Origin of the sequence: Pantoea sp. ICBG 828, from assembly GCF_002928355.1 — a bacterium.
Taxonomy (GTDB): domain Bacteria; phylum Pseudomonadota; class Gammaproteobacteria; order Enterobacterales; family Enterobacteriaceae; genus Pantoea; species Pantoea dispersa.
This window is the reverse complement of the sequence record NZ_POWN01000001.1, coordinates 552,983-577,659: the sequence shown is the minus strand read 5'-3', so window position 1 is coordinate 577,659 and position 24,677 is coordinate 552,983. Positions and strand designations below refer to the sequence as shown.

Genomic DNA, 24,677 nt, shown 5'->3' with positions numbered 1-24,677 from the left:
AAAACGCCTCTTTCCTGTTGAGTCATCATGAGTTCACCCGCGCCACCTGACGATCACGACGAACCTTTACGGCAACCGCTGGATGATGCGCACTTCGCCATTGTGGTACTTGCAGTGACCTCGGTTACCCTTATAATCTTCGTCCTGATGCTTACATTATGGATGAGCTGAGGCCAGCAACCGACTACGGACGCCCGCAAGGAGATGTCGATGGAATCCCGGGATGACAAACTGATCGCCATCATTGGACTGCTTTCCGCCTGCCTGATCGGCGTAGTGTTCCTTTTCACCATGACCTGGCTGACGGACGTGCGCCATCCAGCCGATCCGTCACTGGATGTACAAACCTGCCCGCCCAAAACCGCCAGCCCGGTGCAGCACTCTTAATCCTGGGTGCGCCATTTAATCTGCTGACTGCGTAACTCCAGCGCCAGCGCTTCGTGCAGGGTGCGATTGCCATTGGGATCGCCCAGACCAAACAGCGCGCCAGGCGAGCGCCGATCGTCAGCCCACGCCGGATACTCCACCACCGGATAGAGCGAAATGCCTTCCAGCGCCACGCCCTGCGCTAAGGCCAGCCGCGCTTCCTCACTGACATGCCGCAGCCAGGTCGCGCGCGCGTCGCCTTCCGCGCCGGTTTCCGCCAGCAGCAGCGGGCGCTGATAACGCTGCCAGCACTGCATCAGCAGCCGGTGCAGTGGCTGACGCTGCGGGTGGTCGGGCGGAATGGTGTCGCCGGAGAAGAACCAGTGGTTGTCGGGATAATAGTTCAGCCCCAGGATGTCGAGAAAATCGGGCTGACCACCCAGCTCCGGCGCATCGCGTCCCGCCAGCCAGTCCCAGGCTTCAAACTGCGCCTGATGCTGGCTGTCGGCATAGGGTTTGCTGTCGGGGTTATGCGGATCGGCGGCGATCTGCACCAGCGGGTCGGTCAGCACGAAGCGGGCGTCCGGATAGACGTCGCGAATGGCGTGCATGGCCGTCAGCGAGGCGCGCACCAGCTGACGTTTCAGTTCGCGACCTCGCGCGCTGGCGTAGGGATCGAGCCACGAGACATCGGCGCCGGCCCAGGACCAGAAGGATATCTGATTGATAGGCGTAAAGAACGGCTGCTCCACGCCCTCATCCCGCATCAGCTCAGCCATGGCGCGCGCGAAGCGGCCAAAGTGCTCCACAAACGCCGGCTTCCAGATATCGAGATGATCGGGGTAGCCAAAGTGCGCCAGCTCCCAGATGATTTGTAAATCATGGCGCGCCGCCGCGTGAATCATCGGCAGAAAGGTGCGCCAGTCGTATTCACCTGGCGTGGCCTCAATCAGGTGCCAGCGGGCGCCGTCGCGCGCGGTGCGCAATCCTTCCTGCGCCAGCGCGGCGTAATCTTTCTCCAGCAGCATGTCGTGGCCGCTGCTGATGACCATATCCAGTCGTCGCCCGCCGCTGCGGCAGGCGGTAGAGCAGGGGAAGCTGCCCTGAAAAAAGCTGCGAAATAGCCGGGGCTGATGGCGCGGGGATAGCTGAGTCATGATCTTCTCCTCACGAAGAACGCCGGATGCAGAACGCCTGGCTAAGTCTAGACTAAATTAACGCCGCACCTGACGCGGAAGTAGACGGCTCTGATTGCCTTTACGTGCGGTGATACCAACAATAACAGCTTCAGGGTAAGCAGGGATTGAGTATGAGCGAAGCGGCACTGCGTTCCTCACGCGAACGGCCGGGCGACGGGCTGAGAGAACATGCGCAACAGCAATGTGCCCGTCATCCGGGACTGAGCGGCATTCATCCGCTGAACGATGGGCTGGATGCATTTGCGGCACGCTATCTGCTGATGGGCATGGCGCAGCACACCATCGACGTTCAGTATTACATCTGGCACAACGACATGTCCGGACGCCTGCTGTTCAGCGCGCTGCTGGATGCGGCGGAGCGCGGCGTGCAGGTGCGCCTGCTGCTGGATGACAACAATACGCCCGGGCTGGATGAAACGCTGGCTGAACTCGATCGGCATCCGAATATCGCCGTGCGGCTGTTTAATCCCTTTTCGTTTCGAACCCTGCGCGCGCTGGGCTATCTGACCGACTTCGCCCGCCTGAATCGCCGGATGCACAACAAAAGCCTGACCGTGGACGGCGCGGTAACGCTGGTGGGTGGCCGTAACATCGGCGACGAATATTTTGGCACCGGCAATGAGCCGCTGTTTACCGATCTCGACGTGCTTGCGCTGGGGCCGGCGGTAGATGAAGTGGCGGAAGATTTCGCCCGCTACTGGCACAGCAAAGCGGTATCGCCATTGCGCAGCGTCGTGGACACCGGCGCACCGCCGCATGAAGCGGTGCGTTTACCGCCGGAGTGGCAGCAGAGCGAGGCGGTGCAGCGCTATCTGGCGCGGCTGGAGAAATCCTCGTTTGTCAGCCAGCTGGAGCAGGGCTCGCTGAGCATGACCTGGGCACACACGCGGCTGTTAAGTGACGATCCGCGCAAAGGGCTGGGCAAAGCGAAGCGCTCCTCTTTGCTGCCGCAGCGCATGCTGGAGGTGATCGGCACGCCGCAGCAGCAGTTCGATATCATCTCGGCCTATTTTGTCCCGACCCGGGCCGGCGTGGCGCAGCTGCTGGCGCTGAAGCGGCGGGGCGTTAAGATCGCCATCTTAACTAACTCGCTGGCCGCCAATGATGTCACCGTGGTTCACGCCGGCTATGCGCGCTGGCGCAAGAAGCTGCTGCGTCACGGCATTGCGCTCTACGAACTGAAGCCGCAGGCCAATGCCGCGGATGCCCCGCACGATCGCGGCCTGACCGGGAATTCCGGCTCCAGCCTGCACGCCAAGACTTTCACCGTCGATAACCGCAAAGTGTTTATTGGCTCGTTTAATTTCGATCCGCGTTCGGCGGTGCTGAATACGGAGATGGGGCTGGTGATTGAGAGCGAAGCGCTGGCGCAGCAGACCCATCAGCGCTTCAGCAGCGGCATGCGCGACCGCGCCTGGGCACTGCGACTGGATAAGTGGGGCCGCGTTAACTGGGTGGAGTACAGCGGCGAAGCGCGGGAAGTGGTGCATAAGCACGAGCCGCAGTGCACGCTGTTGCAGCGTTTGCTGGTGCGGCTGGTATGGCGTCTGCCGGTGGAGTGGCTGCTATAGCCGGGCTGCAACGCGCGCAGCCCGGCGGGTAAGTACGCCGTTACGTCTGCGCGGAGGTCTCTGGTTTGCGCTGCGGCTTGCCGGAGAACAAAAAGCGCAGCAGCGGGATACGCAGATGAATCTCGTACAGGGCAAAGGCAACGCCAAACACCATCAGCAGGCCGACAAAGAAGCCCAGCGTATTACTGCTGATGTGTGGCGTAACGTAGATGCCGTACAGGATGGTCAGCGGATGGTGCACCAGATAAATAAACAGCGACGCGTTCACCAGATACATGATGCGCGGCGAGTGGCTGTTCAGCAGCTTGTGGCCGAAGCTAAAGCAGACGTTCAGCATACACAAGCCCATCAGCGTAGAAATGATGGCATCAAGCTCGTACAGCCAGCCTTCACCGCTGCTGTAGCGCTGATTCAGGCTGTACGCGATAAACACCGCAATGGCACCAAAGCACATCACCGGATTAAAACGCACAAACAGCGCTTTCAGCGCCTGATGTTTCCAGCTCAGCGCACCCAGCATAAAGAACGGCAGGAAGAACAGCGACTGCATAACCGCAATGCTGAACAGGCCATCCATTAACAGCGCGGGAGCAAAGTGGAAAATCAGCCGGCGGAAGGCGCACCACACCAGCGCATAGGCCAGCAGGGCCAGCGTCAGCTTGCCCCAGCCAACCTGCTGATAATCGATGCGGCGCTGCTGATCGCGCAGCCAGCGGAAGCTCAGCATGCCAAACGCGGTGAGAATCACCAGTACCAGTAAAAACCACAGGTGCGAAATCAGATCCCACATCAGCGCGTTGTACTTGTCATAAAGCGAGAAGTTTGCCCAGTCGCCGACTTTGCTGGTGAGATTTTTCAGCATAAAAAACTGTGGCAGGGTAATGAGCGGCACCGCAGTTAACAGCGGAATGCCGACGCGCTCCAGCCGCACCTTCAGCCAGCGGTTGGGCTGATAGCGCAGATAGAGCATATACGAGAAATAACCTGAAATAACAAAGAACACCTGCATGCGGAAGGCGTGAATAAAATCATTCAGCACCGTCAGCCACAGTGAGGCGTCCTGGCTGTTAACCGACCAGCGTTGGGTCGAGTAAATCAGCGAGACGTGGAAAGGCACGCCCAGCAGCATTAAATACGCTCGAATCGAGTCGAGGAAATATTCACGTTCGGGTTTGGCTGAACTCATAAGCTTCCGGTTTGTCAGTTTACTTGCCGGTTTCACCCTGAAACCGGATTATGCCGGACGAAATTCTACCGGCTGTAAACAGCGTATACTATCAGGTGAATCTGTTTCTTAATCTTCCGGGTTTAATTATCCGAAAAGTACACTTTCGGCTTACGAATCAGGGGAACAATCTTTTACATAAGCTGTCGGAAAACCGAATAATCCTTTAAGATAAATGGGTTTGATCTAAGCACACGAAAGGGGGGGATGTGCTGACTAAAGTGAAGAATAATGGCGGGCTGGTGAAGATGCGCTGGGTAGGCGCAGCAGTTCTGCTGGCGTTGTACGCCAACAATAGCTGGGCGTTCAACATTGATGATGTGGCAAAGCAAGCTAAGGCGCTGGCAGGGAAAGGTTTTGAAGCGCCAAAAAGCAATTTACCCTCTCAGTTTCGTGAAATGAAGTTTGCTGACTATCAGCAGATCCAGTTTAACCACGACAAAGCATACTGGGGCAAACTGCGCACGCCGTTTAAGCTCGAGTTCTATCATCAGGGCATGTATTTCGACACGCCGGTGAAAATCAATGAAGTCACCGCGTCTTCGGTACGTGAAATCAAATATAACCCTGACTACTTCAATTTCGGCAACGTGAAACACGATGCCGATGCGGTGAAAAATCTTGGTTTTGCCGGTTTCAAAGTGCTGTATCCTTTAAATAAAAAGGGTAAAGACGATGAGATCACCAGCTTCCTGGGTGCCAGCTATTTCCGCGTGATTGGCGAAGGCCAGGTGTATGGCCTGTCGGCGCGTGGTCTGGCGATTGATACCGCGCTGCCTTCCGGTGAGGAGTTCCCGCGCTTTAAAGAGTTCTGGATTGAGCGGCCGAAGCCGCAGGATAAACAGCTGGTGATTTATGCGCTGCTGGATTCTCCGCGCGCCGCCGGTGCCTATCGCTTTGTGATCCAGCCGGGCAAAGAGTCCACCGTGGACGTGCAGTCTAAAGTGTATCTGCGTGACAACGTCGGCAAACTCGGCGTAGCCCCACTCACCAGTATGTTCCTGTTTGGCGCTAACCAGCCGTCGCCGGTCAGCAACTTCCGTCAGGAGCTGCATGATTCGAACGGCCTGTCGATTCACGCCGGAAATGGCGAGTGGATCTGGCGTCCGCTCAATAACCCGAAACACCTGGCGGTCAGCACCTTTACCATCGAAAACCCGAAAGGCTTCGGTCTGCTGCAGCGTGGCCGTGACTTCAGCCATTACCAGGACCTGGACGACCGCTATGATCTGCGTCCAAGCGGCTGGGTTGAGCCGCAGGGCGACTGGGGCAAAGGCCGCGTAGAGCTGGTGGAAATCCCGACGGCAGATGAAACCAACGATAACATCGTGGCCTTCTGGACGCCGGAGAGCCTGCCAGAGCCAGGCAAAGAGATGAATTTCAAATATCGTCTGCACTTTACGCGTGATGAAAACCAGCTGCATCAGGACGATGTGGCCTGGGTGAAAGACACGCTGCGTTCTGCGGGCGATGTGAAGCAGTCTAACCTGGTGCGTCAGCCGGATGGTTCCATCGCCTTTACCGTGGACTTTGTCGGTAAAGCGATGAGCAAGCTGCCGGAAAACACCCAGGTGGCGCCGCAGGTCAGCGTCGGTAACAACGCCGACGTGGTCGAGCAGAGCGTACGCTACAACCCGGTCACCAAAGGCTGGCGTCTGGTGCTGCGTCTGCGCGTGAAAGACAACAAGCAGCCGACCGAAATGCGTGCGGCGCTGGTGAGCGGCGACAAGACATTGACGGAAACCTGGAGCTATCAGTTACCTGCCAATGAATAAATCGACTTATTTACCTCAATCTTACGTGGAGGCGCTGCCGCTTGATGCGGCAGCACGCGCCACGCTCAGCGCCACGCTGCAGAATGCGCAGGCGTTTCATGCCATTCACAGCGCGCTGGGGCAGGATATCGCCGCCAGCGAACGGCCGGACGATGCGCCGCTGAAATCGGTCTCGTCGCGCGTATCCATGGCGTGGCCGGATTCGCTCGCCGATGGCCAGCAGCTCAGTAAAGATTATCTCGACCGCACCACGCTGAAGGCGATGCCGCCGGTGAAGCGTTCGCTGATGTTCCCTGAAGCCTGGCGGACTAACCCGATTGCGCGCGCCTGGGATTCCCTGCGCGGGCAGAAAGGCAATCCACGCTATGCCACGGTGGAAGAGCAGAAAGCGGAAGACAAATGGCGCCACGTGGGTTCCATGCGTCGCTACGTGCTGCTGATTCTGACCATTCTGCAGACCGTGGTCGCCACCTGGTACATGAAAACCATTCTGCCGTATCAGGGCTGGACGCTGCTCGATCCGGTCGAGCTGTTTAACCAGAACTGGCTGCAGTCGGTGGAGCTGATCCTGCCGTATATTCTGCAGACCGGCATCCTGTTCCTGTTTGCCATCCTGTTCTGCTGGGTATCGGCTGGTTTCTGGACCGCGCTGATGGGCTTCCTGCAGTTGCTGATCGGCCGCGATAAGTACAGCATCTCGTACTCGACCACCGGGGATGAGCCGCTCAATCCGGAACATCGCACCGCGCTGATCATGCCAATCTGTAACGAAGACGTGGAACGCGTGTTCGCCGGTCTGCGCGCCACCTGGGAGTCGGTGAAACGCACCGGTAACGCGGAGCATTTCGACGTTTACATCCTGAGCGACAGCTACGATGCCGACATCGCCATCGCCGAGCAAAAAGCGTGGATGGAGCTGGTGCGGGATGTCGGTGGGGCAGGCAAGATCTTCTATCGCCGTCGTCGCCGCCGCGTGAAGCGTAAAAGCGGCAACATCGATGACTTCTGCCGTCGCTGGGGCAGCAACTACAGCTACATGGTGGTGCTGGACGCTGACAGCGTGATGAGCGGTGAGTGTCTCACCGGTCTGGTGCGCATGATGGAAGCGAACCCGAACGCCGGTATTATCCAGTCGTCGCCGAAAGCGTCAGGCATGGATACGCTGTATGCGCGCTGTCAGCAGTTCGCCACCCGCGTTTACGGGCCGCTGTTTACCGCCGGTCTGCACTTCTGGCAGCTGGGCGAATCGCACTACTGGGGGCACAACGCCATCATTCGCGTGCAGCCGTTTATTGAACACTGTGCGCTGGCACCGCTGCCGGGTGAAGGCTCCTTCGCCGGTTCGATCCTGTCACATGACTTCGTGGAAGCGGCGCTGATGCGTCGTGCCGGCTGGGGCGTGTGGATCGCCTACGATCTGCCGGGTTCTTATGAAGAGCTGCCGCCGAACCTGCTGGATGAGCTGAAGCGTGACCGTCGCTGGTGCCACGGCAACCTGATGAACTTCCGCCTGTTCCTGGTAAAAGGCATGCACCCGGTGCACCGCGCGGTGTTCCTGACCGGCGTGATGTCCTACCTGTCGGCGCCGCTGTGGTTTATGTTCCTTGCGTTGTCGACCGCCCTGCAGGTGGTGCATACGCTGATGGAACCGACCTACTTCCTGCAGCCGCGTCAGCTGTTCCCGGTGTGGCCGCAGTGGCGTCCGGATTTGGCGATTGCGCTGTTCTCCACCACGCTGGTGCTGCTGTTCCTGCCAAAACTGCTCAGCGTGGTGCTGATCTGGTTTAAAGGGGCGAAACCGTACGGTGGCGCATTCCGCCTGTTCCTGTCGCTGCTGCTTGAGATGCTGTTCTCGGTGCTGCTGGCACCGGTGCGCATGCTGTTCCACACCGTGTTTGTGGTCAGCGCCTTCCTCGGCTGGGAAGTGGTGTGGAACTCGCCGCAGCGTGACGATGACGCCACGCCGTGGAGCGAAGCGTTCCGTCGCCATGGTTCACAGATGCTGCTGGGCATTGTCTGGGCCGTCGGGATGGGCGTGCTCGATCTCAACTTCCTGTGGTGGCTGGCGCCAATCGTCTTCTCGCTGATTCTGTCGCCGTTTGTCTCGGTGATGTCGAGTCGCGCCACGGTCGGGCTGAAGAGTAAGCGCGCCAGGCTGTTCCTGATCCCGGAAGAGTATGAGCCGCCGAAAGAGCTGGTCGACACCGATCACTATCTGCAGCTGAACCGGGAACGTGCGCTGAAGCATGGCTTCATGCATGCGCTGTTCAATCCGGCGTTCAACGCGCTGGCGACGGCGATGGCGACATCGCGCCATAAGCAGAGTGCACTGCTGGATCACGCACGCGATCGCCGCGTCGATCAGGCATTGAGCGATGCGCCGGAAAAACTGAATCGCGAACAGCGTCTGCAGCTGATCAGCGATCCGGTGGTGCTGGCGCGCGTGCACACGCGCTTGTGGGAAAGTGCGGATAAATATCATCAGTGGGTAGAGAGTTATCAGAAACTCACGCTTAACCCGCAGGCGCTGCCTCAGCGCGCCTGACAGGCTAACGGTGATGAAAAAGCGGCAGCGATGCCGCTTTTTTTATGCCTGCGCTTCAGCGGAGTGCTTAACGCGCCTCACACAATCTTTACGCATAAAGACATAGCGGTTTAGCTGTACCCGCAGCTAAAATGGCGCGATGACACGTGCCAGCGTTCCTGAGCACATTTAAACAGTCACTGACGCACATCAGAATCAGGGGTGTCAGTTCAGGGTGAGTAAATGCAGTGAAATATTGCCTGAAGTTAATTGCGCTGTGCGCCGCCATTTTACTGCTCACGGGCTGTGGCAGCATTATCAGCCGGACCGTACCCGGACAGGGGCACGGTAACCAGTATTATCCGGGCGTGCAGTGGGATGTGCGTGACGGGCCGTGGCGCGTGCTGACCATTCTCGATCTGCCGCTGTCGCTGGTGATGGACACGCTGCTACTGCCGGTTGACGCACAGCACGGCCCGTACGAGTAACTTACGCCCAGTTGTCTGACGGACTGTCGTCGTCTTCCCACTCTTCGGCCGCTGCTTCGCCTTCTTCCAGGTCGCGCGGCGGCTCCAGCTGAAATTCGCCTTCGTCCCATTCGTGCAGGGTATTTTCCGACTGCCACTCCTGGCGCAGCTCAATTTCATCGAAATTACCGTCGAACACCGCCTGCGCCGCTTCACCGCTGCAAATTGGCAGGCATTCGCCCTGGCCGTCTTCATCAGCGAAAAACTCCGCCTGCCACATAATGTCGCCATCCTGCATTACGTACTTCTGCAGCGCAAACTGGCTGACACTGGCGTCATCCTGCTCCAGCTCAGGCTGGCTGGCGAGAAACTCTTCGCGTGCGGCTTCAATGGCTTCTTCTAACGTACTATACAGGCTCATCTGCAACTCCTTGTCAGTGCAAAAAGGGATTTCACAGAAGAATAGACGAAAATTGGCGGCTGTCAGGGCGGGAGAGAACAATGACGGGGTGGATGCGTAAAAAGTCATCCACCCGCGCCGGTTACATCATTTTTTGCGGAAAGTGCAGAACCGGTCGTACCGACTCGCGTAACACGGGTGCAGAATAACGGATGCAGCATTTAATACAGGGTTTCACCTTTTTAAAATTAATTCGTGCGGTGGCCAAAGCCTGATTTAAATTATAGAGCGTACCGATGAACACCATATCCTCCTTAACCGGCAGACGTTTACACTCTTTCCGATGCAGCAGATGGTAACCCTCCTGATCGGTACTGATCGTCACGTAGTAGTAGATACCTTTATTCATATTATGTGTCCTGAATATATTCGCTGTGTGTAATCTTTTTATATTTTTAAACGCGCAGTTAACGAGCTAACTGTCAGGGTCGAAACTAACTGGATTCGATCGGGCTAACCAATTCCATAAAGATATATTAAAGATGAATTTTTAATCAAAAAAGAATATGGCGGTTAACTTTCAGACAAATACTTGTTTAATCAGTAAAATTTATTAGATAAGTAAACAAGACGGCAAGCCTGAGTAAAATTAAATAGGAAAAGGCCTGGAAGTCATCAAAATCAGATCCGCACCCGCCATATTTTACGCGTGTTGCCTTACAAACTCAGGCACTGAAAAGCAGCGGCGGGCGAGGGAGAACGCGTTGGCGTAGCAGCAAAAAACTGTGATTAATGCGCAAGATAGCAGCGGGTGGCGTAAAGGGTGTCGTTGATGTAAGTGTCGCCGTGTGGAAGGCATAGCAGTTCAGGCTGGGCCTTTTTTAGCGCGCCACTGCGCAAAGAATCACGTGAATTAAGGCAAATGTGCGGTAAATAACGCAGGGCATTGATAATACCCCGCAACCGATTAATAGCGTGAAGGCTGCCCTTCGGGCCGGGTTTTAAAGCGGCGATGCAGCCACATATACTGCTCAGGCGCCAGCAGCACCGTCTCTTCCACCACTTTATTCATCACGATAGCGGTATCCAGTTCACTCTCCAGTGAGAATTTGTGGCGGATATCCGGCATCATTTTCAGTTCGTAGCCGCGGCCGTGCGGCAGGCGGCGTGCCAGAAACGGCACCACGCTCGGATTAGCCAGACGAATCAGCATATGCGTGCCGGTGGTGGTCGCGGCTTCCTGAACGGCAAAGAACGGGGCGAATACACTGCTGCGCGGGCCGTAGTCGTGATCGGGCGCATACCAGATGATGTCGTTGTTCTTCATGGCGCGGATCATGCCTTTCAGATCTTTGCGATCCAGCATGCTTTTATTGGAACGCATGCGTCCCCAGGTTTGCAGCCAGTCCAGTAACTTGTTGTCGTTAGGGCGATACACGCCAATGCCCGGGTTGTACATGCCAAACACGCGCGCACCCAGTTCCAGCGTCAGGAAGTGCATGCCAATCAGCAGGATGCCGCGCTTTTGTGCCAGCGCCTCGGTAACGTGCTCCAGGCCGCTGGTGCTGACCCATTTACGAATACGCCAGTCCGGCCAGAACCACGCCATGCCGGTCTCAATCAGCCCCATTCCCACCGATTCGAAATTGTGCTTCACCATGGCTTCACGTTCGCTGGTCGGCATATCCGGGAAGCACAGCGCCAGATTGCGTTGCGCGACCTGAACACGACGCTTCATAAAACGCATGGCAAGGCGTCCCAGCCCGCAGCCAGTCACGTACAGCAGCGGGTAGGGCAACAGCACCAGCACATAGAGGAAACCGATGCCCAGCCAGGTCAGCCAGTAGCGTGGATGAAGGAGTTCGCGGGTAAATTGCGGAAGTTGCGTCATGGAAATATCAATGTCCTGCGTCGTGTACCAGAGAGTCCGGTTTCTGTAATTGGCCGGGATTATGCCATTTTTTCTCTCTGACTGAAATCAACCATCCGTGCGTCAGCGCACGGCGAACAGCATTTCTGCGCAGATATTGGCGAGCATAACGCAGAACCCCGTCGATTGTGGCTGACGGCAGGAGAATTGCACCAGAGGCTTTGCATCACGCTCAATTCAGGTATCATATGCGCGCTAAATTTCTCTGATTGCTAACAGGTGTTCACCATGCCAGTGTTACACAACCTCGTTTCCAATAAAGAGCTGAAAGAACGTATGCTGGCCGAAACCGAGCCGCGTACCACAGTCTCTTTTTATAAATACTTCCAGATCGCCGATCCACAGGCATTCCGCGACCGTCTCTATGTTGCCTTAACCCAGCTGAAGGTATTCGGCCGCGTCTACGTGGCGCAGGAAGGGATTAATGCGCAAATCAGCGTGCCGGCCAGTCGCTATGAGGCGATGAAGGCGATGCTCTATGCCTTTGACCCGGCGCTCGACAATCTGCGCATGAACATCGCGCTGGATGACGACGGCAAATCGTTCTGGGTGCTGCGCCTGAAAGTGCGCGATCGCATCGTGGCTGACGGTATTGAAGACGGTAGCTTCGACGCCAGTAACGTCGGTAACTATCTCAAAGCGGCCGAAGTCAACGCCATGCTCGACGATCCGGATGCGGTGTTTGTGGATATGCGTAACCACTACGAATACGAAGTGGGCCACTTCGACAACGCGCTGGAAGTGCCAGCCGATACGTTCCGCGATCAGCTGCCGATGGCGGTGGATATGCTGCAGGCGCAGAAAGACAAAAAAATCGTCATGTACTGTACTGGCGGCATCCGCTGTGAAAAAGCCAGTGCGTGGATGAAGCACAACGGTTTTGATGATGTTTACCACATTGAAGGGGGCATCATCGAATATACCCGTCGCGCGCGCGAGCAGGGTTTACCGGTGCGCTTCAAAGGCAAAAACTTCGTGTTTGACGAGCGTATGGGCGAGCGTATCTCTGACGATATTCTCTCCAGCTGCCACCAGTGTGGTGCGCCGTGCGACAGCCACACCAACTGCGTCAATGACGGCTGCCATCTGCTGTTTATTCAGTGCCCGAGCTGTGCGGAAAAATATCAGAACTGCTGCAGCCCGCTGTGCATGGAAGAGGCGAAACTGGCGCCGGAAGAGCAGCGCGCGCGCCGCGCTGGCCGTGAAAATGGCAACAAAGTGTTCAATAAATCGCGCGGTTTACTCAACATGACCATGGCGATCCCCGCGCCAGACAAAAAGTAACGGCTTAACAGCCTGGCGCATTGCCCGCCAGGCTGTACTGCTGATTACTGACGCACACCTTCGACTGAAATGATCAGCTCGGCTTTTTGCGAGGCCGGACCGAGATCTTTGCTGATGTTGAACTCTTTCAGCACGATTTCGCCGCTGGCGGCAAAGCCGGCGCGATAACCGCCCCACGGATCCTTGCCTTCCCCAATCAGCTGCGCATCCAGCGTGATCGGCTTCGTTACGCCGTTGAGCGTCAGGTTGCCGGTGATCTTATACTCCTTGCCCTGTTTTTTAACCTCAGTCGAGCTGAAGCTGGCCTGCGGGAATTTGCCGGTATTGAGGAAATCCGCGCTGCGCAAATGCTTGTCGCGCTCGGCATGGTTGGTATCGAGGCTGTTGGTATTGATGGTCACGTTGACCTTGTCCGCGGCCGGATTGGCTTCATCAAAGGTAAAGCTGCCATCAAAATCTTTAAAGCTGCCGTACAGCCAGCTGTAGCCAAGATGCTGAATGCGGAACTGGACAAACGCGTGCTGACCCTCTTTATCAAACTTATACTCAGCCGCGCTGGCACTCAGGCTGGTCGAAAAGAGGGCAGCGGCGCTGAGCGCCAGCAGGGTTTTCCTGATCATATTACTTTTCCTTTTCAGAGGTTAAGGGGATGCGGTAACCGAGCATCCGTTTCAGCGTCATGTCGCGATCGACAAAATGGTGTTTCAGCGCGGCCAGGGCGTGCAGGGCAGACAATAGCACCAGAGCCCACGCCAGCCATAAATGGACCTCACCGGCGACATCGGCCTGCTCACCCGCGCCGGTAAACAGTGCCGGTACCTCAAACCAGCCAAACACTGAGACCGGCTTGCCGTCTGCGGTAGAGATCAGATAGCCGCTGATCAGCAACACCAGCAGCAGGCCATACAGCAGCCAGTGCGCCGCATGGGCGGCACGGCGTACGTGCGGCGAGTAACTGGTGAGCGGTGCCGGCGGTGGCGATATCACGCGCCAGCACAGGCGCAGCATCAGAGCAGCAAACAGTAAGATGCCGATGCCTTTGTGAATCTCAGGGGCGCTGTGATACCAGCCGTCGTAATAGCCAAGTCCGACCATCCATAAACCCAGCGCGAACATACCGTAAATCGTCAGCGCCATCAGCCAGTGCAACGCAATGGTTAACGCACCGTAATGCCGTGGAGAATTACGCCACATAGTTAAGCCGTTATCAGGAAATAAGTGGTAATGAGAATCTACAACCTGAAATAGAAAATCAATCGTCCTTACTTTTCTATAACTTTGAATTTACGGGTTCGATATATATGGCGAAAGGCTGGCGGTGTAATTCAATAATTCTGAATAGATAAGCAAATAGCCGTTTTAGCCCTGGCGGCAATGGCTATTGCTACACCAAATGCGCCATAACTGCGGGCGGAAAGTAAATCTGTGTCAGGAAAGGTCAATAACTGCCAGTGCGCTCCGCACCGGCAGCAACAACATCAGGCAAAACGCGTAAGTGAGAAGGGCGTGAGGTCAAAGGAGAACGGTTTATTCTGCGCAAACTCGCTGGCCAGTTCACCCAGCACGCTGGCGAATTTAAACCCGTGGCCGCTCAGGCCGGTGATAATCAGTCGGTCAGGCTCGCCGGGCAGGGTATCGATAATAAAGTCTTCATCCGGCGTATTGTCATAGCTGCAGGCTTCGCCATGCAGGCACACACCTACGCCTGGCAGAAACTGGCGCAGGAAGCTAAAGGCTTCGTTACCGTCAGCGGCGATGCTGCCGAACGGTTTGCGGTCCGCTGGCGTCTGCATCGGCTGACCGCCATCGTGGCGTCCCACTTTCAGGGCATTATTGTCTGCCGGGAAGCCGTAGAAATGGCTGCCATCCGGCATCTCTACCGTAAAGCCGGGGAACTGGTTATTTTCGCTGTAGCGCCCATCGGCCTGATACCAGGCAAACACCTTGCGCACCGGCGTAACGGGCAGATTGTCCACCAGCTGACTGACCCAGGTGCCGGCGCTGATCAGCAGCTTGCGCGCGCGGAATATGCCATCGCTGGTGGTGACCTGCTGCAGATCGCCCTCGCGGCCAATCGCGCTGACCGGGCAGTTAAACAGCTGCGCGCAGCCGGCCTGTTCCGCCAGTTGTACCCAGCTGCGTACCGCCTGTTCGCATTTCAGGAAGCCAGAGTTGGGCTCAAATACACCTACGTAGCCGTCCGGAACGCTAAGCTGCGGCCAGCGTTTACGCACCTCATCGGCCTGTAACACCTGCACCGCCAACTGCCAGCGGTTAGCGCTGTCGATCGCGTTGTGAATGAAATCCGAGCTGGCCGGCGCCAGATTAAGAATGCCACTGCGGTGCATGATGCGTTCGCCGCTCTGGCGCTCCAGCTCATCCCACAGCGTCTGGGCGCGCAGCACCAGCGGCACGTAGCGTTCACCTTCGCCGTAAGCGTGACGAATCAGGCGGGTTTCGCCGTGATGCGTCCCCTGGCTGTGGGGCGGGTGCGCGCTGTCGATCATCAGCACCGACAGGCCCGCCTGGGTTGCGTAGAAACCCGCGGCAGCTCCGACGGAACCACTTCCCACCACAATCAGATCATAAACCATGACGACATCACTCCTGCAAAACGGCGATTTTTTTCAATAGCATATCAAAAGAGTGCGCCCATGAAAAAGGCACCCTGTAGGGTGCCTTTTCACGCGATGGTGATGATTAGTGCTTGCGATTATCGCGTAGGTATTGCTCAGTGGACTCGATCTTTGCAATGCCAGCTTCGAGGATAGAGATAAACTGTCTGGCTACGTCAGTTGTCAGCCAGTATGTTGGGCCCACGTCAGCTTCTTCTTCTTTCTGGTCCTGCGATGATAGCGAGTGCAGGCGGATCATCATGGCGTCATAGCTGTCAACGGTGCTGATATCCCATCCCACCAGCGGATGGGTCTGGATGACGTCTTTACTTCTGTCCATTATAACCTCCTTATTACTCGTTAAACGAAGTGCTTTCGAGGTTCAATGCGTCTGTATCTTGCACTAGCGAGATAATTATAACATGGAATTAACAGTACAGTAGTTAAAAAGTGTGGTGACTAAAAACACAGCAAAATAAAAGCAGCCAAAAGCCGGTTTTCAACGAATAAATAAACGTCTTACGCAGCTGGGTATTTATTGTCGCAGCGCAACGTGTCGTCATACCGATTATCGGCATCTCAGCATTAAAACTTTAACGGGCTGAACGCCAGGGTAAAAATCTGAAATTATCCCTGCGACTCGGCAGGCAACTGCCCTTTGCGTCGATGGATCTCGTCCGCCAGCCGGGCAAAATGCTGCTGTAACTGAGCGTCATGATTTTGGTTTTGCGCTTCGAGCGTCAGATTGTGAGCCAGCAGCTGGCTGGCGCGATCGTCCAGACAGAAGGTCAGCGTAGCAAAGGCATTTTCCAGCACGGTCAAACGGCGTTGCTGTTCAGCAATGAAGGCCAGTAATTCCCCAAACGTCATCGCCTCTTCTGGTTTTTCAGTAGTCATGTGCAACACACCTCCTGTAAGCACGACGAGGCAAGAATAGGACATCGTTTAATCAGAGTCTAGCTGGCGCGGGTTTTTCTGGCGAGCGGGAAATAAAAACAAAAAAGCCGGGCGGCGGGCCCGGCAAAAACGGCACAGTGGCGGTTAATCGGTAATAAACCAGTCGTCAGCGCTTTCCCAGGTTTCCTGCAAAATATCGCTGATGCGGTCGCGTGATTCTTTACAGCCGCCAAACACGCTGAGCTGGTTACCACCGGCATAGCGCACTTTGACGTGATGATTGTCGTCGGGAAAATCGCGGGAGATACGGCGAGTGAGTTCAGCGCTCAGTGCATCCAGTGCACCGGCGGGAAGGGGCTGAGTCTTTGCTACGGTAATTTCAACACGCATAAACGCCTCCGGGATAATATACTGGTTATTTGTACAGTATAAAATTCCCGAAGGCAAGCGGCAGATGATTATTCTTTGATGCGCCAGTTAAGGGTTTCACCGGCGAGGAACGGAACCAGCGTATCGTCAGCGACCGTGATGCTCTCCTGCACCGTCCACGGCTCACGCACCAGCGTCAGGGTACCGTCGTTGAGCGGCAGGCCGTAGAACCTGGGGCCGTTCTCAGAGCAGAAGGCTTCAAAATGCTCCAGTGCGCCAAGCTCTTCAAACACGGTCAGATAAGCGGGCAGCGACGTCGGCGCATTAAATACGCCAGCACAGCCGCAGCTGGCTTCTTTCAGATGGCGCAGGTGCGGTGCCGTGTCGGTGCCCAGGAAGACACGACGGTTGCCGCTTGCCACCAGGTTACGCAGCGCTTCCTGATGAATGTTGCGCTTCAGAATGGGCAGACAGTAGAGATGCGGGCGCACGCCGCCCACCAGCATGTGGTTGCGGTTGAACATCAGATGCTGTGGCGTAATAGTCGCGCCAAGCAGTTCGTTACCGGCGGCTACATATTCCGCAGCTTCCTTCGTGGTGATGTGTTCCATCACCACTTTCAGGCCCGGGAACTGCTGGCGCAGCGGCTGCAGCACGGTTTCGATGAAGCGCGCTTCACGATCAAAGATATCAATGTGCGCATCGGTGACTTCGCCGTGCACCAGCATCGGCATACCGATTTCCTGCATGCGCTCCAGCACGCTGGCAATTGAAGCAATGTTGGTGACGCCATGGCTGGAGTTGGTGGTGGCGTGTGCCGGATAGAGTTTTGCCGCCGTAAAAATACCGCTGCGGAAGCCGCGTTCGATTTCGTCCGCATCGAGCGAATCGGTGAGGTAACAGGTCATCAGCGGCGTGAAGTGATGCCCAGCAGGCAGCGCCGCCATGATGCGTGCGCGATACGCTTCGGCAGCCGCAACGCTGGTGACCGGCGGAACCAGATTTGGCATGACAATCGCACGACCATTCACCGCGCTGGTATAGGGCAGCACTGCATTGAGCATCGCGCCATCGCGCAGGTGGATGTGCCAGTCGTCAGGGCGGCGAATCGTGATTTGCTGGGGTTGGGCTGTCATTCAAAAAGGCTCCGGCTGAGGTGAAAACGAAATGGCTCGTTTAGGCCGGGGACTAATCATAAGGGGGCGGGCAACCGTTTGCACGGGATTTTGCAGTGCGGCAGAGAAATAACCGCAGGCGCGGCAAATTGCGTAGCAGCGTGGCAGGCGCGGGCAGAATAATGCCGGCATCCTGCCACGCTATGCAGGGCCGCCACTGAGAACGGCCGCTTGCAACGTTAATCGGTAAACGGAATCACCAGCTGGCCAGGCTTCACTTCCAGCCCTTTAGCCAGTTTCTTCGCCAGCGCCTCACCTTTGCTGCGGTCGGCGCTCAGCACGTAGGCGGGTTTTTCATTGAAATAGCGCTTGAGGGATTCGTTCAGATACGGCGTAAGGGTTTTCATGATCGACGCCATCTTCTCAGGTTGCACCTGCGCGTCGACGATTTCGAGGTCCTGCAGATAGATGGCGCCCTGCTGCGCGTTATACACCGGTTGCGCTTTCATCTTCAGCTGCATTTCGGCCTGCTGCGGACCAAACAGCGAGCTGACGTTGATGTTGGCTTTACCAGACAGCGTCACTTTGCCGGGTTCTTCACGGCCAATCTGGCTGCTCAGGTCGGTCAGTACAATATGGGCATTCACCAGCCCGGACACGCCGATGTCTTTCTCGTAGTTGTTGCGCTTTTGCAGCGCCTGATTCACTTCCTGCTCGCTGATGGTGTATTGCGTCAATTGGTTACAGCCGCTGAGCAGCACGGCAAAAAACAGGGCAAACAGCCCGGGAAACGCCTTTTTCATCATTTCTTCTTCCTGGTTGATACGGCCAAACAGCCTTAAGCCTGCCTGATTCAGGGCCAGGTGTCACCAGGAGAGAGATGAGAAACGCAGCCGCGCGCTTCTCATCACAGCGCCATCAGGCCGCAATCGACGACAGCAGATTCACCTGCGTCTGTTTCGCCATATTATCGCGGTAGTCGGCGACACGGCTCGGCCATTCGATACCGGAAACCAGCGTCAGCGAGCGCAGCAGCGGAAACAGATGAATGTCATCCTCAGACAACTCGCCGTTCACCGCATTGGGTTTGACGATCAATTTATCCAGCTGGCGCAGATCATCACTGATATTTTTGATGAAACCCGGGGCATGCTTACGCAGTTCGGCAAAGTCACCGAGGCTGGCCTGTTTCTTTTCGCGGAAGTAATCACGCGCTTCGGGGGTGGCAAATTCAGCAAACGCGGCCTCAGCGATGCGCGGCAGCAGCAGCTTGTTGATGTAGCCATTGACCCGTCGCAGCCAGTCGGCGATGGCGGGATTTTGCTTGCCGGTCAGCAGCGGCTGGCGATCCTGATTATCGACAAAGCGCACGATATCCATGCTCTCCGGCATCGCACTGCCATCGGCTTTTTGCAGAATCGGTGCCATTTTCTGGCCAATCAGCTTTTTCGGCGTTGCTTCATCATCATTGAGCATCACAATCAGCTCAACCGGCAGGTTTTTCAGGCCAAATATCATGCGTGCTTTGACGCAGAAAGGGCAGTGATCGTAGATGTAAAGTTTCATCCCGTTTCTCCTGTGATTCTCAGGGTGACGGAGGTCACCCTTTTTCCGGACGTGCGGGAAGTATGGAAGAGAACGCCTGAACCGGCAAACTAGCTGCTGAAGATCGCCGGTGCCACCTGGCGCGGCTGGAACTGCCACCACAGCGCCAGCAGCGTGATCATACCGACGGTGCTGAGCAGCATCCACGGCAGCTCCGGCAGGGCCAACTGCTGGCCCATATCGAACATCCAGCCGCCACCGGAGTAGCCAATCAGCCCGCCAATCGCCAGGCCGAGCCGGCTGAACCCCATGTAGCTGCCGCGTGCCCGGGCGCTGGCCAGGGAGGCACTCAGGGTTTCACGCGCCGGTTCAGCGATGATCGATCCGAGATAGAAGACGGCGATCAGCAAAAACAGCGACGGCAGCGAATCGGTCATGCCAACCGGCAGCAGGCTGAAGGTCATCAGAAACAGCCCGGCCATCAGGCGCGTCTCGAGGCGGAAGCGCTTTTCACTCCAGCGCGCCAGCGGATAGAGCAGGCTGAGTGACAGCAGCGCTTCAATCGCGTACATCCACTTCACCGCCGCCGGTGCGCCCGCCACCTGATTGACCATGACCGGCAGCATCAGCATCACCTGCACGGCGAGAATGTAATAGCCGGTCAGGGTAAAGACATACAGGCGGAAACGGCGGTCGCGCCACACGCGCTGCATTCCCTCGCGCATGGCGATACGCTCCGTAGAGATGCGCCATGCTGGCAGCCACATGGCGTTAAAGATGGCGGCGACGACAAACACCGCCGCACCGACCCAGCACACCAGACGGAAATCCCACGCCAGCAGCCAGCTGCCAATCAGCGCGCCCAGCACCGCGCCGGCGCTGTCCTGCATCATCAGCAGCGAAAAGAAGCGTCCGCGCTCGCGTGCCCGCACCAGTTTCACCACCAGCGCGCTGCGTGGCGGATCGAACAGCGTGCCGCCCAGTCCGGACAGCAGGCAGGCCAGCCACAGCAGCCACGGCTGATGCGCCAGCGCCATGCAGGCGAAACCGGCAGCGCGCATCAGCATGCCGGTAACGATCAGCGGGCGTGCGCCAAAACGGTCTGCAATCGCCCCACCGAAGATGCCAAGCCCCTGCTGCACCAGCTGACGCAGGCCGAGCGCAATGCCCACCAGCAGCGCGGCCCAGCCAAGCTGTTCCACAAAGTGAATGGAGATCAGGGGAAACACCACAAAGAATCCCATTACCACCAGCATGTTATCGACTAACAGAAACGTTTTTCCAAGGCGTCGTGCCCGCGCAACCCGTGACATGCTGAATCCTGAGCAAGTGAGAAGGAAAAGTGACCAGTTGGTCTATTTTCTGCCTGCTCCGGCGGGAAAAATAGCGTTTTCAGGATGATATTTTTTTATCCAGCCTGAAGAGAAATTAATCCTTAATCGGAATCAATTGCCGTGAGCGATGCGCGGGGTTTTACCGCAGCCGGGGTGACGGTTATAGTGAGAAGTAACGCCGCTGGCGTACATCTTTCTTTCGTTATGGATTTCAGGAGTCATGATGTTTGGCTATCGCTCTGCTGGCCCGCGCGTGCGGCTTACCACCGATCGTCTGGTGGTGCGTTTAGTACATGAACGCGATGCCTGGCGTCTGGCGGATTACTACGCCGAAAACCGCGCCTTTCTTAAACCCTGGGAACCGGTGCGCGATGAGAGCCACTGTTATCCCTCTGGCTGGCAGGCGCGCCTGGGTTTAATTGCCGACATGCATAAACAGGGCTCCGCGTTCTATTTTGTGCTGATGGACCCGGAAGAGCATGAAGTGCGCGGCGTCGCCAACTTCAGCAATGTGCTGCGCGGATCGTTTCATGCCTGCTATCTCGGCTACTCGCTGGGAGAGAAGTGGCAGGGGCAGGGCATGATGTTTGAGGCGCTGCAGGCGGCGATTCGCTACATGCAACGCCAGCAGCGCATTCATCGCATCATGGCCAACTATATGCCGCACAATCAGCGCAGCGGTGATTTGCTGGCGCGCCTCGGCTTTGAAAAAGAGGGCTACGCCAAAGACTATTTACTGATTGATGGCCGCTGGCAGGATCATGTGCTGACGGCGCTTACCTGGCGCGAATGGAACCCGGATCGTCGCGGACAATAATAAAAGGAACACGTAATGAAGATGGCTCTCTCCGCGCAGGCATTGCGCGTGATCGGCTGCCTGCTGGAGAAGCAGGTCACCACGCCGGATCAATATCCGTTATCCCTCAATGGCGTGGTCACCGCCTGTAATCAGAAATCTAACCGTGAGCCGGTAATGAACCTGAGCGAAAGCGAGGTGCAGGCACAGCTCGATGAGTTGGTGAAAAAGCATCTGGTCACCGCTAACAGCGGTTTCGGTCAGCGCGTCAGCAAATATGAACAGCGTTTCTGCAACTCGGCGTTTGGCAATCTGCAGCTGAATGCCGCCGAAGTGGCGGTGCTGACGCTGCTGTTCCTGCGTGGCGCGCAGACGCCGGGTGAACTGCGTACCCGCAGTGGTCGTCTGCATGAGTTTCAGGACATGGCCGAGGTGGAACGCACGCTGGAGGGGCTGACAACGCGCGACGACGGCCCCATGGTGGTGCGTCTGGCACGCGAGCCGGGCAAGCGTGAAAGCCGCTATATGCACCTGTTTGGTGGCGAGGTGGTGGATGAGCTACCCGCGAGCCACACAGCGTCGCCTGAACCCGACGATCTGGCCGTGCGCGTTGCTCAGCTGGAAGCGCAGGTGACGCGCCTTGATGCTCAGCTGCAGCAACTGCTGCAGCGGGAGGCGTGAAATGACGCTGCGTATTGGTGTGGTGGGGCTTGGCGGTATCGCGCAGAAAGCCTGGCTGCCGGTGCTGGCGCAGGCCAGCGGCTGGCAGCTGGTGGGCGCGTTCTCGCCCAGCCAGGCGCGGGCGCAGCCGATCTGCGACAGTTACCGTATTCCTTATTTTAGTCAGCTGGATGCGCTGGCGGCGGCCAGCGATGCGGTGTTTGTGCACAGCAGCACCGCCAGCCATTTTGAAGTGGTGCAGGCGCTGCTGCTGGCCGGTAAAGAGGTTTGTGTCGATAAGCCGCTGGCCGAAACGCTGCAGCAGGCGGAGACGCTGGTGGCGCTGGCGGAAAAGCGCAAACGCAAACTGATGGTGGCCTTCAACCGGCGCTTTGCACCGCGCTACCAGCAGCTGAAAGCGCAGCTGCCGGGCGCGTCCTCGCTGCGCATTGAGAAACACCGGGCAGACAGCGTCGGCCCGCACGACCTGCGCTTTACCCTGCTGGATGATTATCTGCACGTGGTCGATACCGCGCTGTGGCTGGCCGGCGGCAAGCTCAGGCTGGAGCTCGGCCATATCGACACCCATGATGACGGCGCAATGCTCTACGGTGAGCACCATTTCTCAGCCGGATCGCTGCAAATTACCACCAGTATGCATCGCCGCGCGGGCACGCAGCGTGAAGTGGTCAGCGCCATCTGCGACGGGCGTTACATCGAAATTAATGAGATGCGCGACTGGCGTGAAGAGACGCTTAGCGGCCTGCGCAGTGATGTCCCGCCGGCGTGGCAAAGTCATCTGACCCAGCGTGGCTTCAGCGGTGCGGCACACCATTTTATCCAGTGCGTGGAAAATCAGACGATGCCTGAAACCAGCGGTGAACAGGCGCTGGCGGCGCAGCGTCTGGTGGAAAAACTGTGGCGCGACGCCGTACAGGAATAATCACTTGTAACACTCAATGCTGGTCATTTCCCACCGCAGCAGTAGACTATCGCCGGACATCGCAGGATGTCCGCGCTAAGTTGCTCATTTATCCGACACTTTTCAGGATGCGCCACTCATTATGAATTTGCTGAAATCGCTGGCTGCGGTCAGTTCGATGACCCTGTTTTCCCGCGTGCTGGGCTTTGCCCGCGACGCCATTGTGGCGCGCGTTTTCGGGGCTGGCATGGCCACCGATGCCTTTTTCGTGGCGTTCAAACTGCCCAATCTGCTGCGCCGTATTTTCGCCGAAGGCGCCTTTTCACAGGCCTTTGTGCCAATTCTTGCCGAATATAAAAGCAAGCAGGGCGAAGACGCCACGCGGGTGTTTGTTGCCTATGTATCAGGCCTGCTGACGCTGGTGCTGGCAGTGGTGACAGTGCTGGGCATGGTCGCTGCGCCCTGGGTGATTGTGGTGACGGCGCCGGGTTTTGCCGATACCGCCGACAAGTTCGCCTTAACCAGTTCGCTGCTGCGCGTCACCTTTCCTTATATTCTGCTGATCTCGCTGGCGTCGCTGGCCGGGGCGATTCTTAATACCTGGAACCGCTTCTCCGTCCCGGCGTTCGCGCCCACGCTGCTGAATATCAGCATGATCGGCTTTGCGCTGTTTGCCGCGCCGCACTTCCATCCGCCGGTGATGGCGCTGGCGTGGGCAGTGGTCGTGGGCGGGCTGCTGCAGCTGTTTTATCAACTGCCGCACCTGAAAAAGATTGGCATGCTGGTACTGCCGCGCGTCAACCTGCGCGATGCCGGCGTGTGGCGGGTGATGCGCCAGATGGGCCCGGCGATTCTCGGCGTATCGGTGAGCCAGATCTCGCTGATCATCAATACCATTTTCGCCTCGTTTCTGGTCTCCGGCTCGGTGTCGTGGATGTACTACGCCGATCGTCTGATGGAGTTTCCCTCTGGCGTGCTGGGCGTGGCGCTCGGCACCATCCTGCTGCCGTCGCTGGCGAAGAGTTTTGCCAGCGGCAACCACGATGAATATTCCCGTCTGATGGACTGGGGCCTGCGTCTGTGCTTCCTGCTGGCGCTGCCGAGCGCGGTTGCGCTGGGCATTCTTTCCGGTCCGCTCACCGTGGCGCTGTTCCAGTACGGCAAATTTACCGCTTTTGATGCGGCGATGACCCAGCGCGCGCTGATTGCCTATTCGGTTGGGCTGATGGGGCTGATCGTGGTGAAAGTGCTGGCGCCGGGCTTTTATTCGCGGCAGGACATCAAAACGCCGGTAAAGATTGCTATCGCCACCTTGATCATGACCCAGCTGATGAACCTGGCGTTTATTGGCCCGCTGAAGCACGCCGGTCTGTCGCTGTCGATTGGTCTGGCGGCCTGCCTGAATGCGGCGCTGCTCTACTGGCAGCTGCGCAAACAGCAAATCTTTCAGCCGCAGCCGGGCTGGCACGGTTTCCTGCTGCGTCTGCTGGTCGCCGTCGCGGTGATGGCTGCTGCGCTGCTGGGCATTCTGCAGGTGATGCCGGCGTGGGAAGAGGGGCAGATGTGGTGGCGGCTACTGCGGCTGGCGGCGGTTTGCGCCATTGGCGGCGGCGCTTACTTCGTGATGCTCGGTTTACTGGGCTTCCGCCCGCGCGATTTTGCCCGCCGCACGGCGGTGTGAGC

The 24,677-nt window shown here is 57.3% G+C and carries 25 protein-coding genes; 10 read left to right on the top strand and 15 right to left on the bottom strand.

All coding sequences use genetic code 11. From position 1 onward, the window contains the following. The first annotated feature begins 210 nt into the window (after nt 1-210). Nucleotides 211-387: a hypothetical protein gene (locus tag C1Y43_RS23885; RefSeq protein WP_021506450.1), complete on the top strand. Its 177-nt coding sequence runs from the start codon at nt 211-213 to the stop codon at nt 385-387. Here C1Y43_RS23885 and C1Y43_RS02765 read toward each other — a convergent pair. After that, nucleotides 384-1,523, bottom strand: a complete 1,140-nt coding sequence (locus tag C1Y43_RS02765) for a hypothetical protein (RefSeq protein ID WP_031279291.1) — start codon at nt 1,521-1,523, stop codon at nt 384-386. The genes C1Y43_RS23885 and C1Y43_RS02765 overlap by 4 nt on opposite strands. A gap of 152 nt (nt 1,524-1,675) precedes the next feature. Here C1Y43_RS02765 and C1Y43_RS02760 point away from each other — a divergent pair, with 152 nt between their 5' ends. Continuing rightward, on the top strand, nt 1,676-3,136 hold the full coding sequence (locus tag C1Y43_RS02760) for a phosphatidylserine/phosphatidylglycerophosphate/cardiolipin synthase family protein (RefSeq protein ID WP_021506448.1): 1,461 nt from the start codon (nt 1,676-1,678) through the stop codon (nt 3,134-3,136). Nucleotides 3,137-3,176: 40 nt separating this feature from the next. On the opposite strand, the gene mdoC is transcribed toward C1Y43_RS02760, so the two are convergent. After that, entirely contained in the window at nt 3,177-4,322 is a 1,146-nt protein-coding gene (gene mdoC / locus C1Y43_RS02755) for a glucans biosynthesis protein MdoC (RefSeq protein ID WP_021506447.1), read from the bottom strand. A 278-nt stretch (nt 4,323-4,600) separates the two neighbouring features. Here mdoC and C1Y43_RS02750 point away from each other — a divergent pair, with 278 nt between their 5' ends. The 3 genes from C1Y43_RS02750 to C1Y43_RS02740 all read left to right on the top strand — a co-directional run bounded on the left by C1Y43_RS02750 (nt 4,601) and on the right by C1Y43_RS02740 (nt 9,148). After that, nucleotides 4,601-6,136: a glucan biosynthesis protein G gene (locus C1Y43_RS02750; protein WP_182688977.1), complete on the top strand. Its 1,536-nt coding sequence runs from the start codon at nt 4,601-4,603 to the stop codon at nt 6,134-6,136. Then, nucleotides 6,129-8,681 carry a glucans biosynthesis glucosyltransferase MdoH gene (mdoH, locus tag C1Y43_RS02745; RefSeq protein ID WP_031279289.1) on the top strand — a complete coding sequence of 851 codons (2,553 nt, stop codon included), beginning with the start codon at nt 6,129-6,131 and terminating at the stop codon, nt 8,679-8,681. Before C1Y43_RS02750 ends, mdoH begins: the two co-directional genes overlap by 8 nt. A gap of 227 nt (nt 8,682-8,908) precedes the next feature. Continuing rightward, entirely contained in the window at nt 8,909-9,148 is a 240-nt protein-coding gene (locus tag C1Y43_RS02740) for a YceK/YidQ family lipoprotein (RefSeq protein ID WP_021506444.1), read from the top strand. Between the two features lies 1 nt (nt 9,149). Here C1Y43_RS02740 and C1Y43_RS02735 read toward each other — a convergent pair whose 3' ends face one another. The 3 genes from C1Y43_RS02735 to C1Y43_RS02725 form a co-directional block, all read right to left on the bottom strand. Then, on the bottom strand, nt 9,150-9,548 hold the full coding sequence (locus tag C1Y43_RS02735; RefSeq protein ID WP_021506443.1) for a MysB family protein: 399 nt from the start codon (nt 9,546-9,548) through the stop codon (nt 9,150-9,152). Between the two features lie 121 nt (nt 9,549-9,669). After that, on the bottom strand, nt 9,670-9,936 hold the full coding sequence (locus tag C1Y43_RS02730; protein ID WP_021506442.1) for a hypothetical protein: 267 nt from the start codon (nt 9,934-9,936) through the stop codon (nt 9,670-9,672). Nucleotides 9,937-10,494: 558 nt separating this feature from the next. Then, nucleotides 10,495-11,418: a Kdo(2)-lipid IV(A) acyltransferase gene (locus C1Y43_RS02725; RefSeq protein WP_021506441.1), complete on the bottom strand. Its 924-nt coding sequence runs from the start codon at nt 11,416-11,418 to the stop codon at nt 10,495-10,497. A 267-nt stretch (nt 11,419-11,685) separates the two neighbouring features. On the opposite strand from C1Y43_RS02725, the gene C1Y43_RS02720 reads away from it, so the two are divergent. Continuing rightward, a complete protein-coding gene (locus C1Y43_RS02720) occupies nt 11,686-12,741 on the top strand; it encodes a rhodanese-related sulfurtransferase (RefSeq protein WP_104186902.1) in 1,056 nt (351 codons plus the stop codon). 44 nt (nt 12,742-12,785) lie between these two features. Here C1Y43_RS02720 and C1Y43_RS02715 read toward each other — a convergent pair whose 3' ends face one another. The 10 genes from C1Y43_RS02715 to mdtH form a co-directional block, all read right to left on the bottom strand. Further along, complete coding sequence (locus tag C1Y43_RS02715; RefSeq protein ID WP_104186901.1) at nt 12,786-13,361, bottom strand: YceI family protein; 576 nt, start codon at nt 13,359-13,361, stop codon at nt 12,786-12,788. Nucleotide 13,362: 1 nt separating this feature from the next. Continuing rightward, nucleotides 13,363-13,935: a cytochrome b gene (locus tag C1Y43_RS02710; protein ID WP_104186899.1), complete on the bottom strand. Its 573-nt coding sequence runs from the start codon at nt 13,933-13,935 to the stop codon at nt 13,363-13,365. A 284-nt stretch (nt 13,936-14,219) separates the two neighbouring features. Continuing rightward, entirely contained in the window at nt 14,220-15,335 is a 1,116-nt protein-coding gene (gene solA, locus C1Y43_RS02705) for an N-methyl-L-tryptophan oxidase (RefSeq protein ID WP_104186897.1), read from the bottom strand. A 106-nt stretch (nt 15,336-15,441) separates the two neighbouring features. Further along, entirely contained in the window at nt 15,442-15,696 is a 255-nt protein-coding gene (gene bssS, locus C1Y43_RS02700; protein WP_021506436.1) for a biofilm formation regulator BssS, read from the bottom strand. 287 nt (nt 15,697-15,983) lie between these two features. Beyond that, nucleotides 15,984-16,253, bottom strand: a complete 270-nt coding sequence (locus C1Y43_RS02695) for a hypothetical protein (RefSeq protein ID WP_010617279.1) — start codon at nt 16,251-16,253, stop codon at nt 15,984-15,986. Nucleotides 16,254-16,397: 144 nt separating this feature from the next. Next, entirely contained in the window at nt 16,398-16,643 is a 246-nt protein-coding gene (gene dinI / locus C1Y43_RS02690) for a DNA damage-inducible protein I (RefSeq protein WP_021506435.1), read from the bottom strand. Between the two features lie 68 nt (nt 16,644-16,711). Beyond that, nucleotides 16,712-17,758 carry a dihydroorotase gene (pyrC, locus tag C1Y43_RS02685; protein ID WP_058759457.1) on the bottom strand — a complete coding sequence of 349 codons (1,047 nt, stop codon included), beginning with the start codon at nt 17,756-17,758 and terminating at the stop codon, nt 16,712-16,714. Between the two features lie 218 nt (nt 17,759-17,976). After that, nucleotides 17,977-18,540, bottom strand: a complete 564-nt coding sequence (locus C1Y43_RS02680) for a lipoprotein (RefSeq protein ID WP_021506433.1) — start codon at nt 18,538-18,540, stop codon at nt 17,977-17,979. A 115-nt stretch (nt 18,541-18,655) separates the two neighbouring features. Beyond that, complete coding sequence (gene grxB / locus C1Y43_RS02675; RefSeq protein WP_021506432.1) at nt 18,656-19,303, bottom strand: glutaredoxin 2; 648 nt, start codon at nt 19,301-19,303, stop codon at nt 18,656-18,658. A gap of 89 nt (nt 19,304-19,392) precedes the next feature. Continuing rightward, nucleotides 19,393-20,595, bottom strand: a complete 1,203-nt coding sequence (gene mdtH, locus C1Y43_RS02670) for a multidrug efflux MFS transporter MdtH (RefSeq protein ID WP_104186896.1) — start codon at nt 20,593-20,595, stop codon at nt 19,393-19,395. Between the two features lie 244 nt (nt 20,596-20,839). On the opposite strand from mdtH, the gene rimJ reads away from it, so the two are divergent. The 4 genes from rimJ (at nt 20,840) to murJ (ending at nt 24,675) form a co-directional block, all read left to right on the top strand. Beyond that, nucleotides 20,840-21,433, top strand: a complete 594-nt coding sequence (rimJ, locus tag C1Y43_RS02665) for a ribosomal protein S5-alanine N-acetyltransferase (RefSeq protein WP_021506430.1) — start codon at nt 20,840-20,842, stop codon at nt 21,431-21,433. Between the two features lie 15 nt (nt 21,434-21,448). Continuing rightward, nucleotides 21,449-22,093, top strand: a complete 645-nt coding sequence (locus tag C1Y43_RS02660) for a DUF480 domain-containing protein (protein WP_104186894.1) — start codon at nt 21,449-21,451, stop codon at nt 22,091-22,093. A gap of 1 nt (nt 22,094) precedes the next feature. Further along, a complete protein-coding gene (locus tag C1Y43_RS02655) occupies nt 22,095-23,015 on the top strand; it encodes a Gfo/Idh/MocA family protein (protein WP_104186893.1) in 921 nt (306 codons plus the stop codon). 121 nt (nt 23,016-23,136) lie between these two features. After that, nucleotides 23,137-24,675 (top strand): murein biosynthesis integral membrane protein MurJ, encoded by a 1,539-nt coding sequence (gene murJ / locus C1Y43_RS02650; protein ID WP_058759461.1) that lies wholly within the window; start codon nt 23,137-23,139, stop codon nt 24,673-24,675. Nucleotides 24,676-24,677: the final 2 nt, after the last annotated feature.

Bases quoted from the DNA above. Each gene is read 5' to 3' on its own strand.
- C1Y43_RS02655 (WP_104186893.1), top strand. From the start codon at position 22,095: ATGACGCTGCGTATTGGTGTGGTGGGGCTTGGCGGTATCGCGCAGAAA.
- mdoH (WP_031279289.1), top strand. From the start codon at position 6,129: ATGAATAAATCGACTTATTTACCTCAATCTTACGTGGAGGCGCTGCCG.
- C1Y43_RS02760 (WP_021506448.1), top strand. From the start codon at position 1,676: ATGAGCGAAGCGGCACTGCGTTCCTCACGCGAACGGCCGGGCGACGGG.
- C1Y43_RS02695 (WP_010617279.1), bottom strand. From the start codon at position 16,253: ATGACTACTGAAAAACCAGAAGAGGCGATGACGTTTGGGGAATTACTG.
- C1Y43_RS02725 (WP_021506441.1), bottom strand. From the start codon at position 11,418: ATGACGCAACTTCCGCAATTTACCCGCGAACTCCTTCATCCACGCTAC.
- pyrC (WP_058759457.1), bottom strand. From the start codon at position 17,758: ATGACAGCCCAACCCCAGCAAATCACGATTCGCCGCCCTGACGACTGG.
- murJ (WP_058759461.1), top strand. From the start codon at position 23,137: ATGAATTTGCTGAAATCGCTGGCTGCGGTCAGTTCGATGACCCTGTTT.
- C1Y43_RS02710 (WP_104186899.1), bottom strand. From the start codon at position 13,935: ATGTGGCGTAATTCTCCACGGCATTACGGTGCGTTAACCATTGCGTTG.
- C1Y43_RS02715 (WP_104186901.1), bottom strand. From the start codon at position 13,361: ATGATCAGGAAAACCCTGCTGGCGCTCAGCGCCGCTGCCCTCTTTTCG.
- dinI (WP_021506435.1), bottom strand. From the start codon at position 16,643: ATGCGTGTTGAAATTACCGTAGCAAAGACTCAGCCCCTTCCCGCCGGT.
- C1Y43_RS02660 (WP_104186894.1), top strand. From the start codon at position 21,449: ATGAAGATGGCTCTCTCCGCGCAGGCATTGCGCGTGATCGGCTGCCTG.
- C1Y43_RS02680 (WP_021506433.1), bottom strand. From the start codon at position 18,540: ATGAAAAAGGCGTTTCCCGGGCTGTTTGCCCTGTTTTTTGCCGTGCTG.
- rimJ (WP_021506430.1), top strand. From the start codon at position 20,840: ATGTTTGGCTATCGCTCTGCTGGCCCGCGCGTGCGGCTTACCACCGAT.
- grxB (WP_021506432.1), bottom strand. From the start codon at position 19,303: ATGAAACTTTACATCTACGATCACTGCCCTTTCTGCGTCAAAGCACGC.
- C1Y43_RS02720 (WP_104186902.1), top strand. From the start codon at position 11,686: ATGCCAGTGTTACACAACCTCGTTTCCAATAAAGAGCTGAAAGAACGT.
- mdoC (WP_021506447.1), bottom strand. From the start codon at position 4,322: ATGAGTTCAGCCAAACCCGAACGTGAATATTTCCTCGACTCGATTCGA.
- C1Y43_RS02735 (WP_021506443.1), bottom strand. From the start codon at position 9,548: ATGAGCCTGTATAGTACGTTAGAAGAAGCCATTGAAGCCGCACGCGAA.
- C1Y43_RS02765 (WP_031279291.1), bottom strand. From the start codon at position 1,523: ATGACTCAGCTATCCCCGCGCCATCAGCCCCGGCTATTTCGCAGCTTT.
- solA (WP_104186897.1), bottom strand. From the start codon at position 15,335: ATGGTTTATGATCTGATTGTGGTGGGAAGTGGTTCCGTCGGAGCTGCC.
- bssS (WP_021506436.1), bottom strand. From the start codon at position 15,696: ATGGACAGAAGTAAAGACGTCATCCAGACCCATCCGCTGGTGGGATGG.
- mdtH (WP_104186896.1), bottom strand. From the start codon at position 20,595: ATGTCACGGGTTGCGCGGGCACGACGCCTTGGAAAAACGTTTCTGTTA.
- C1Y43_RS23885 (WP_021506450.1), top strand. From the start codon at position 211: ATGGAATCCCGGGATGACAAACTGATCGCCATCATTGGACTGCTTTCC.
- C1Y43_RS02730 (WP_021506442.1), bottom strand. From the start codon at position 9,936: ATGAATAAAGGTATCTACTACTACGTGACGATCAGTACCGATCAGGAG.